The following is an 8,968-nucleotide window of genomic DNA, read 5'->3' as shown; positions in this document are numbered from 1 at the left end:
GTGGCTCGCGCCGTCACGGCGCGAAAGCTTTTGATCTTTCTTGATTTCAGCGGAACCGGAACATAAGGCGGGTCAAGACCCGCCCTACGACGGAACCCTCGGCGGTAACGTGAAGAGCGCGTCGGGGGCGTAGCCCCGACCTACGGCGCAGTCCGGCAAGGAGGGAAGGTCGTCGTGATGGGCAAGACCGCCCTACCGCTCGAACTTGGTCGACAGCACCAGCGAGGAGGTCGTCCGCTCCACGCCGTCCAGCGCCCCGATCCGGTCGGTCAGCGCATCCATGTCGCCGATCGTCGGCACCATGCCCACCGCGGCCAGGTCCCAGATGCCGCTGACCGACTGCAGGCTGCGCACCTCGGGCATCTGCCGCAGCGCCTCGACCACGGCCGGCATCTGCTTCGGGTAAACGGTGATCATGATCAGCGCGCTCACGCGGTCGCGCTCGAAATCGTCGCCCACCCGGACCGTGTAGCCGGCGATGACCCCGAGCCGTTCCAGCCGCTCGATCCGGCTCTGCACCGTGGTCCGCGACAGCTGCAGCCGACGCGCGATCTCGGCTGTGGGTGCGCGTGCGTTCTCGCGCAGCAGCGACAGCAAGGCCTCGTCCGCGCTGGTCAGCTTCATTCGGGCGTTCCTGTTCGTCGATTCGCCGAAATCTATATGAATTCTGCGCAAATCGCACCTGTTAATCGACGAAAAGATAACGATAATAGAGGGCTGGCCACCGCTTCCACGGCACCGGCCCAACCCGAAACGGAGGACCCGCACGATGTCGCAGACCACCCCCCTCGCCGAGAAACTCGCCCCGCTCCGCGCCCACAAGGGCAAGCGCCGCACCACCGGCCTGGACGACGCGACGCTGGCGAAGTTCGCCGCCTCCCATCCCGAACTGGCCGCCGCGGTCGATGCAGCGGTCACCGAGTACGCCGGCATCAAGGCCGACTTCGCCGACCTGCTCGACCTTGACGAGGACGCACAGGTACAGGCCGTGCAGGCCGGCTTCGTCAACTTCTACCCGCAGGACGGCGTGAACCCCTACGTCGCGCTGGCCGCGCGCGGGCCGTGGATCGTCACCCTCAACGGCGCCGTGCTGTACGACACCGGCGGCTACGGCATGCTCGGCTTCGGCCACGCGCCACAGGCGATCATCGACGCGATGGCCAAGCCGCAGGCGATGGCCAACATCATGACCCCGAGCCTGTCGCAGCTGCGCGCCGAGCGCGCGCTGCGCAAGGAAATCGGGCACAGCGTCGGCGGCTGCCCGTACGACTCCTTCATGTGCCTCAACTCCGGTTCCGAGTCGGTCTCGTTGGCCGCGCGCATCGCCGATACCAACACCAAGGCCATGACCGATGACGGCGCCAGGCACGCCGGCCGCAAGGTCAAGCGGCTGGTGGTCAAGGGCGGCTTCCATGGCCGCACCGACCGTCCGGCGCTGTATTCGGATTCCACCCGCAAGACCTACATGAAGTTCCTCGCCAGCTACCGCGGCGAGGACAGCGTGATCGCGATCGAGCCCTACGACATCGACGCGCTGAAGCAGGTCTTCGCCGATGCCGAGAGCAACGGCTGGTTCATCGAGGCGATGTTCCTGGAGCCGGTGATGGGCGAAGGCGACCCGGGCCGCAGCGTGCCGGTGGATTTCTACGCCACCGCGCGCGAACTGACCAAGGCCCACGGCTCGCTGCTGCTGGTCGACTCGATCCAGGCCGGCCTGCGCGCGACCGGAACGCTGTCGGTCGTCGACTACCCCGGCTTCGAGGGCCAGGAAGCGCCGGACATGGAAACCTATTCCAAGGCGCTCAATGCCGGCCAGTACCCGCTGTCGGTGCTGGCGCTCAACGAGCGCGCCGCCGGCATCTACCAGCGCGGCACCTACGGCAACACCATGACCGGCAACCCGCGTGCGCTCGACGTGGCCAGCGTGGTGCTGGGCATGCTCACCCCGGAGCTGCGCAAGAACATCCGCCAGCGCGGCGAGCAGGCGCTGGCCTCGCTGGAGAAGCTCAAGGACGAACTCGGCGGCCTGATCACCAAGGTCCAGGGCACCGGCCTGCTGTTCTCCTGCGAACTGGACCCGAGCTTCAAGGGCTACGGCGCCGGTTCCAGCGAGGAATGGCTGCGCGAGCAGGGCCTGGGCGTGATCCACGGCGGCGAGAACTCGCTGCGCTTCACCCCGCGCTTCGAGGCCGACGCCGACGAGATCGAACTGATCGTCGCGATGGTCAGGCGCGCGCTGCTCGAAGGCCCGCGGGCCAGGCAGGCCGACGCGGCCTGACCGCACCGCCCGCCGCGGGGCTCAGTCCCGCGGCGCGGCGAACCGGCGCACGGCTTCGCGCAACAGTCCGCGCGCCTGCCCTGCATCGCCGAAGCCATCGAGTTCGACCGCTCCGCCGCCACCCGGCAGGTCCTTGTAGACGCGGAAGAAAGCTTCGATCCGCGCGCGTTCGATCGCCGGCAGGTCGCCGATGTCGCGGATCGCGGCATACGTCGGGTCGACCGCATCGACCGGCACGCCGATGATCTTCTCGTCCGTCTCGCCGCCGTCGCGCATGCGCAGCACGCCGATCGGGCGGAAGCGCAGCAGCGCGCCCGGCCGCACCGGCACGCGGGTCAGCACCAGCGCGTCGAGCGGATCACCGTCACCGGCAAGCGTGCCCGGCAGCGAGCCGTAGTTGGCCGGATACGCGACCGGCATCGACAGGAAGCGGTCGACGAACAGCACTCCGTCGCCGCGGGTTTCGTACTTGATCGTGCCGCCGGCTGGGATCTCCACCAGCAGCAGCGCCTCGCCCCCGGCCTCCGGCTGCGCGACGGCCAGCGGGTTGCGCATCGCGTCGTCGGCCACGGCCGGCGACGGCACCACGGCGACGACCATCGCGACCGCGAGTGTCGCGGCGACGGCCGCGCGCGTCATTCCCAGCAACGGTCGGTGCGGCCCTTGAGCGTGGCCGCGCGGCGGCAGTCGCGCTGGTCGATGCGGCCGTCGACGTGCTCGACGATGCGCCGGTCGGCGTCGCCGCCGGACTGCAGCTCGAACGCGTCGTACAGCTGGCCGGTCGCGGTGCGCGCCTCGTAGCGCAGCGTGTCGCCATCGATGCGCACCACCTGGAACAGCTGCGTGTCCTCGGCCACCGGGTCCATCGTCCGGCGCGCTTCGTCCGACAGCCGGTACTGCTTGGCACCCGTCACCGAGACCACGTACTGCGGCGTGCCCTGCCCCTCGACCAGCCCGGCTCGACGGCCGTAGACGTGGTCGTGGCCCTGCAGCACCAGGTCGACGCGGTGGCGTTCGAGCACCGGCAGCACGTGTTCGCGCAGCAGTTCGTTGTCGCGGTCCTGGCGCGGCGAGAACATCGGCTGGTGGATCAGCACGACCGACCAGTCGCGCGGGTTGGCGGCGAGCAGGCCGTCCAGCCACCGCGCCTGTGCCCGGGCGGTGCCGAGGTCGAGCGCGGAGGTGCCGTCGAGCACCACCACGCGCACGCCCTGGAAGTCGAACCAGTAGCTGGTCTGCTCCGCGCCCGACGCGCCGTTGCGCGGCAGCGCGAAGCTCACCGGCCAGTGCGCGCCGAGCACGCGTCGCTCGCGCGGCGTGTCCTCGTACTCCTCGAAGTACTCGTGGTTGCCAGGCGCCGGCGCGACCAGCATGCCGGACACCATCGGCTGCGCGGCGTCGAACCACTCGCCCCACTCGTTGTCGTCCTCGCCGTCGCCGCCGCTGACCAGGTCGCCGGCGTACAGCGCCAGGCGCGCGTCCGGCGCGTGGCGCAGCGCCTCGCGCGCGACGCGCGTGGTCAGGCTGGCGTTCTTGTTCTGGGTGTCACCGAAGTACAGCAGGGTCAACGGCGTGTCGGGCCCGGCGGCGGTGCGCAGCTGGCGCCACGGGCTCCACCAGATGCCGGCGCCCTGCACGCGCCACGCATACAGCGTGTCGGGCGACAGGCCGTCGACATCGACGCGATGCTGGTGCGCGACCCCGTTCTCCGTACGCAACGCCTGCGTGGTGGCCTGCAGGCGCCGCGGTTCGCCCATGTCGGGCGAGTCGCCAGCGACCACGATCTCCAGCACCGGAGTCTTGACCGAGGCGTTCGTACGCCATGCCACCGAGAACCCGGTCGCCGCATCCTGCGCGGGCGTGGCGACGATGCGGTCCGGGAAGGCGCCCGGCCTGTAGCGTGCATCCCCGGCGGGCACCAGCGTGTTCGGCTCCGGCTCGCGCTGCGCATCGAGCGCGAGCGCGGGCACCGTGGCGAGCAGCGCAAACAGCGCGCCGGCGGCCAATACCATCGGGCGTGACGTCATCGCCTTCACTTCCGCGGGCACGCGTGCAGGTCCAGCGCGCCGGCGATGTCGCGCCAGTCCAGCGCCACCACGCCCTGGTCGTCATGCACCGCGTACAGCGCGCCCTCGGGGAAACGGGCCGAAGGCACGTCGTGCAACCAGATGCCGTCGGTGTTGGCGACCGACTTCCCGGCCACCGCGCCGACGTGCGCCAGCGTGGCGCGGTCGAACAGGTGGAACACGGTGCGGCCCTTGCCTTGCTCGGTGGTCAGCCACCAGCCGCTACCGTCGGCACAGGTCTTGAGCATGATCCCCTCGGCCTGGGCCTTCAGGAAATCTCCGCCGAATGTCCGGCCGCTGAAACGTCCCTGGAGGTCGTAGACCTTGAACTCGTTGGCGTAGGTCTCGTCTTCCTCGGCCACCAGCAGGCGATCGTTGGCCGCGTCGCCCCAGAGCGACTCGACCACTCGCAGCGCGCCCTTGGGCGAGGTGTCACCGAAGGCGCCGAGGCTGCGCACGGACAAACCATCGCCCGAAGTCGAAACCGCGAAGCGATGCACGCGCCGGTCGAGCTCGGCCAGCGGCGGCAGGATGTCCTCGCCCTGCGCGTCCTCGCCGGCCATGTAGGCGTCGGTGACATAGACCTCATAGCTGGCGGCGCCGCGGTTGACCCAGATGCCGTAGGGCTTCTCGAACTCGTCGTTGCCGAACGACGCCACGTGCGAGAACCCGGGCAGGCGCAGCACCTGCACGCGGCGGTTGTCGCGTTCGACCACGAACAGCAGATCGTCGACCACGGCGACGCCATTGGGCCGGTCGAACTCGCCTTCGCCCGCGCCGCTGCGACCGACGTGGCGCAGCGTTTCACCGGTAGCACCGTCGTAGACCACGAGGCGGTCCGTGGCCTTGGCGGTGGCGATCACCAGCACCCGGCCTTCGGGCGAGACCCACGCGGCCGGTGAATCGATGTTGTCTTCAGGCGTCATCGCCGACAGCCACGCTTCGGTGACGACGGTCGCGTCCGAACCCGTGTCGGGACGCGCCGCCTCGCGCGCGCGGTCCGCGCGGTCTTCCGCATCGTCGGCGACAGGCACGCCGGCGCATGCGGCAAGTAGCAGCGCGGCGGCAGGAATCAGGTACTTCGGCATCACGGTCGGCCCCGGTCGTGTAGTGGTCTTGTCACGCAGGTGCAACATGATCGGCGCGCTTTGTGACGGTTGGATTGCACTCGGCGACAAGAAGGGCGACAGGAACACGGACCAAGGGCCCGGCGCATCGGAACGGTCATATTCCTGCCATGCGCGTGCCATCCAATACGCGGATTGCCTTCACCGGATCCGTCCCGCATGAACACCGTCTTCAAGACCACCGCGCTGTCGCAGGCATTGCTGCTCGCACTGGTGGCACCCGTCGCGTTCGCCGCTCCCGCCGAACCGGCCACGCCGGCAACGCCCGCCGCCGCGGTCGACGCCGCCCCCGAACCCAAGCAGCTCGACACCGTCGTCGTGCAGGCCGAAATCGCCTACCGCAACCGCACGCCCGACATCGCGCCGGTACTCAGCTACGACCTGGAATACTTCCAGCGCTTCGAGCCCAACACCGTCGGCGACATGGTCAAGCGCCTGCCCGGCGTCGCGTTCGTCGGCTCGGACATCATGGAATACGACGGCGTGCAGCTGCGCGGCCTGGGCGGCGGCTACACCCAGGTGCTGATCAACGGCAAGAAGGTGCCGGGCGCCGGCGACGACCGCTCGTTCTGGGTCGACCGCATCCCGGCGGAGATGGTCGACCGCATCGAGATCCTGCGCAACAACAGCGCCAACCGCTCGGGCGATGCCGTGGCCGGTGCGATCAACATCATCCTGCGCGACGCCTACGAGTTCGACGGCGGCTACCTGCGCGTCGGCGTGAACCGCTGGGACGACGGCGAGGTGAACCCGACCCTCGGCGCCGTGGCCAGCGGCGAAGCCCTGGGCGGCCGCATCCTCGGCGGCATCAACGTGCAGGACCGCTACCGCGGCAAGCTCAAGCGCTCGGACCGCTACTCGGATCCGTCGATGCAGGAGCTGGTCAGCTGGGAAGACCAGGAAGAGGTCAAGGACGGCCGCGACTACTCGGGCAACGTGTCCTACACCGTCGACGTCGGCGAGACCGGGCGCTTCAGCGTCGACGGTTTCTACGTCAAGACCGACCGCGAGGTGACCGAAGTGTCCTTCGAGGAGGAGTACGACGACGGCGAAACGATCACCGCCGACGTCCCGGGCTTCTCGACCGTCGACCAGCAGAACTGGGGCGTCGGCGCCGAGTACAGGTTCGACATGGCCGGCGGCACCACCGAACTCGACCTCGACTACGCCAGGTTCGAGGACAAGAGCATGGAGTCCGAGGAGGCGCACGCCCGCGTCGACGGCGAGTGGGACGAGTCCGAGGCCGAACGCCTGGACATCGACGCCAGCGACGCCGAGACCAGCTTCAAGGTCGCGCACAAGCGTTCGCTCGGTGCCGCGCAGATGGAGTTCGGCATCGACTACCGAACCAAGAAGCGCGAGATCGACCACACCTACTACGAGTTCGCGGCCGAGAACGAAGGCGACGCGGTGGTGTACGAACTCGACACCGCGGTCGGCAGCCTGATCGAAGAGACGCGCATCGATCCCTACCTGATGTTCTCCGGCGACCTCGGCGTGATGGCATGGGAAGCGGGCCTGCGCTACGAGACCACCGACTCGGACATCGAATCCAGCCAGGACGGCGACGCGATCCGGGTGTCCAAGGACTACAACGAGCTGCTGCCGTCGCTGCACCTGAAGTGGGACCTGACCGACGCCGACCGCATCAGCCTGTCGCTGGCCAAGAGCGTCAAGCGCCCGAACTTCAACGAACTGATCCCGGCCCTGCTCGATGGCGAGTACGGCGACAACGACTACATCGGCAATCCCCACCTCGATCCGGAAACCGCCAACGGCCTCGACCTGGGCTACGAGCGCCGCCTCGGCAAGCGCGGCGTGGTCGGCATCAACTTCTTCTACCGCGACATCAAGGACCTGATCGAACTGGTCAACACCGGCGAGCCCAGCGACGAGATGATCGGCACCTGGGAGGACCTGGTCGAAGACGGCGAGTACGCCACCATCGAGGAAGCCATGGCCGCCGAGCCGGCCGACAGCTGGGTGTTCACCTCGGCCAACGTCGGCGACGGCAAGGTGTACGGCGTCGAAGTCGACATCTCGACTCCGCTCAGCGCGTTCGGCATGGACAACACCGGCGTGTTCATGAACTACGCCTACGTGAAGTCCGACGTCGATGACTTCATGGGCAGTCGTCGCTTCAACGGCCAAGCCAGGTCCGCGTTCAACGTCGGCTTCATCCAGGACCTGCCGACGCTGGACGCCAGCTTCGGCGTCTCCTATCGCAAACAGGGCGATGCGTACGAACGCATCGTCGGCGAGGAAGTCACCATCAGCTACGGCGACGACCTGGAGGCCTTCGTCGAGAAGCGCTTCGGCAACAACCTGTCGCTGCGCCTGACGGCCGCCAACCTGCTGGATGCGTCGAAGGACGAGGTCTTCCACAAGTTCGACACCATCGACGACCAGCTCGCGCGCGACTACGACGAGTTCGAGCTGGAGACCGAGGAAGCCGGCCCGAGTTACCAGCTGGTCATGCGCTGGGCGTTCTGAGCGCAGCGCTTCGTGCGGCATCGGGAACGGGGAGCCGGCGCAAGCCGGCTCTCCTTTTTTGGTTCTTCACCACCTGGGGGGAGGCACGGCCGGTCGCTCATGCAGGCTCCGGTGGGTCGCCGTGTCCTGTCGGCCGGGGGCCGCTTTTCCCTCGGCAGGACATCCCCCGCCTTCGCGGGGGCAGGCTCTGTCCTGACGAGGGCGCGCGCCATCCATGGCGCGCTTATTACGGCCCCCGGCCGCCAAGACACGGCTCACCCTGGCGTAGGCATCGGCACTGCGGTTGCAGATGAAGAAGCCCGCGAAACCCAAAGCCATCGCGGGCATAGCCCCGACCTACGCTAGACTTCGCCGCATGAAAATCGTCGAAGTCCGCCACCCGCTGGTGCAGCACAAGCTCGGGCTGATGCGCCGCGCCGACAACAGCACCAAGACCTTCCGCGAACTGGCCGCCGAGGTCGCCACGCTGCTGACCTACGAAGCCACCTCGGACCTCGAAACCGAGGACGCCGACGTCGAAGGCTGGGCCGGCACCGTGCGCGTTCGCCGGATCAAGGGCCGCAAGATCACCCTGGTACCGATCCTGCGCGCCGGCATCGGCATGCTGCCGGGCGTGCTGGAGCTGATTCCAGCGGCCAAGGTCAGCGTGGTCGGCATCAAGCGCGACGAAGCCTCGCTGGCGGCGATGCCCTACTACGAGAACCTGGTCGGCGACATGGCCGACCGCACCGCGCTGGTCCTCGACCCGATGCTCGCCACTGGCGGCACGCTGGTGGCCACGGTCGACATGCTCAAGGCCGCGGGCGCGACGCGGATCAAGGGCCTGTTCCTGGTCGCCGCGCCGGAAGGGCTGAAGGCACTGGAAGCCGCGCATCCGGATGTCGAGGTCTACACCGCCTCGATCGACGAGCGCCTCAATGAAAAGGGCTACATCCTGCCCGGCCTGGGCGACGCGGGCGACAAGATCTTCGGCACGCGGGTGTAAGGCCGTAGGTCGGGGCTAC

7 protein-coding genes are annotated in these 8,968 nt (G+C 68.5%); 3 read left to right on the top strand and 4 right to left on the bottom strand.

Features of this window, described 5'->3' with window-relative positions; all coding sequences use genetic code 11:
• Window positions 1–192: 192 nt before the first annotated feature.
• Window positions 193–624: an Lrp/AsnC family transcriptional regulator gene (locus ACFONC_RS13315; RefSeq protein WP_386744856.1), complete on the bottom strand. Its 432-nt coding sequence runs from the start codon at window positions 622–624 to the stop codon at window positions 193–195.
• 145 nt (window positions 625–769) lie between these two features.
• Here ACFONC_RS13315 and ACFONC_RS13310 point away from each other — a divergent pair, with 145 nt between their 5' ends.
• Complete coding sequence (locus ACFONC_RS13310; protein WP_386744854.1) at window positions 770–2,278, top strand: aminotransferase class III-fold pyridoxal phosphate-dependent enzyme; 1,509 nt, start codon at window positions 770–772, stop codon at window positions 2,276–2,278.
• A 21-nt stretch (window positions 2,279–2,299) separates the two neighbouring features.
• Here the strand turns inward: ACFONC_RS13310 and ACFONC_RS13305 are convergent, their stop codons facing one another.
• The 3 genes from ACFONC_RS13305 to ACFONC_RS13295 are packed head-to-tail and all read right to left on the bottom strand — an operon-like array spanning window position 2,300 to window position 5,432.
• The gene (locus tag ACFONC_RS13305; RefSeq protein ID WP_386744852.1) at window positions 2,300–2,917 is read right to left on the bottom strand and encodes an inorganic diphosphatase; all 618 of its coding nucleotides are present in this window, start codon (window positions 2,915–2,917) and stop codon (window positions 2,300–2,302) included.
• Window positions 2,914–4,305, bottom strand: coding sequence for a metallophosphoesterase (locus ACFONC_RS13300; RefSeq protein ID WP_386744850.1), 1,392 nt, complete (start codon window positions 4,303–4,305; stop codon window positions 2,914–2,916). The genes ACFONC_RS13305 and ACFONC_RS13300 overlap by 4 nt, the downstream gene beginning before the upstream one ends.
• Before the next feature lie 5 nt (window positions 4,306–4,310).
• Window positions 4,311–5,432 (bottom strand): phytase, encoded by a 1,122-nt coding sequence (locus tag ACFONC_RS13295; protein ID WP_386745152.1) that lies wholly within the window; start codon window positions 5,430–5,432, stop codon window positions 4,311–4,313.
• Window positions 5,433–5,630: 198 nt separating this feature from the next.
• Here ACFONC_RS13295 and ACFONC_RS13290 point away from each other — a divergent pair, with 198 nt between their 5' ends.
• Window positions 5,631–7,964 carry a TonB-dependent receptor plug domain-containing protein gene (locus ACFONC_RS13290; protein WP_386744848.1) on the top strand — a complete coding sequence of 778 codons (2,334 nt, stop codon included), beginning with the start codon at window positions 5,631–5,633 and terminating at the stop codon, window positions 7,962–7,964.
• Between the two features lie 355 nt (window positions 7,965–8,319).
• Window positions 8,320–8,949 carry a uracil phosphoribosyltransferase gene (upp, locus tag ACFONC_RS13285; protein ID WP_386744847.1) on the top strand — a complete coding sequence of 210 codons (630 nt, stop codon included), beginning with the start codon at window positions 8,320–8,322 and terminating at the stop codon, window positions 8,947–8,949.
• Window positions 8,950–8,968: the final 19 nt, after the last annotated feature.

The sequence above is a fragment of the Luteimonas soli genome (assembly GCF_042648865.1).
Lineage (GTDB): Bacteria > Pseudomonadota > Gammaproteobacteria > Xanthomonadales > Xanthomonadaceae > Luteimonas > Luteimonas soli.
The sequence above is the reverse complement of the archived record's forward strand: the minus strand, read 5'-3'. Positions and strand labels throughout refer to the sequence as shown.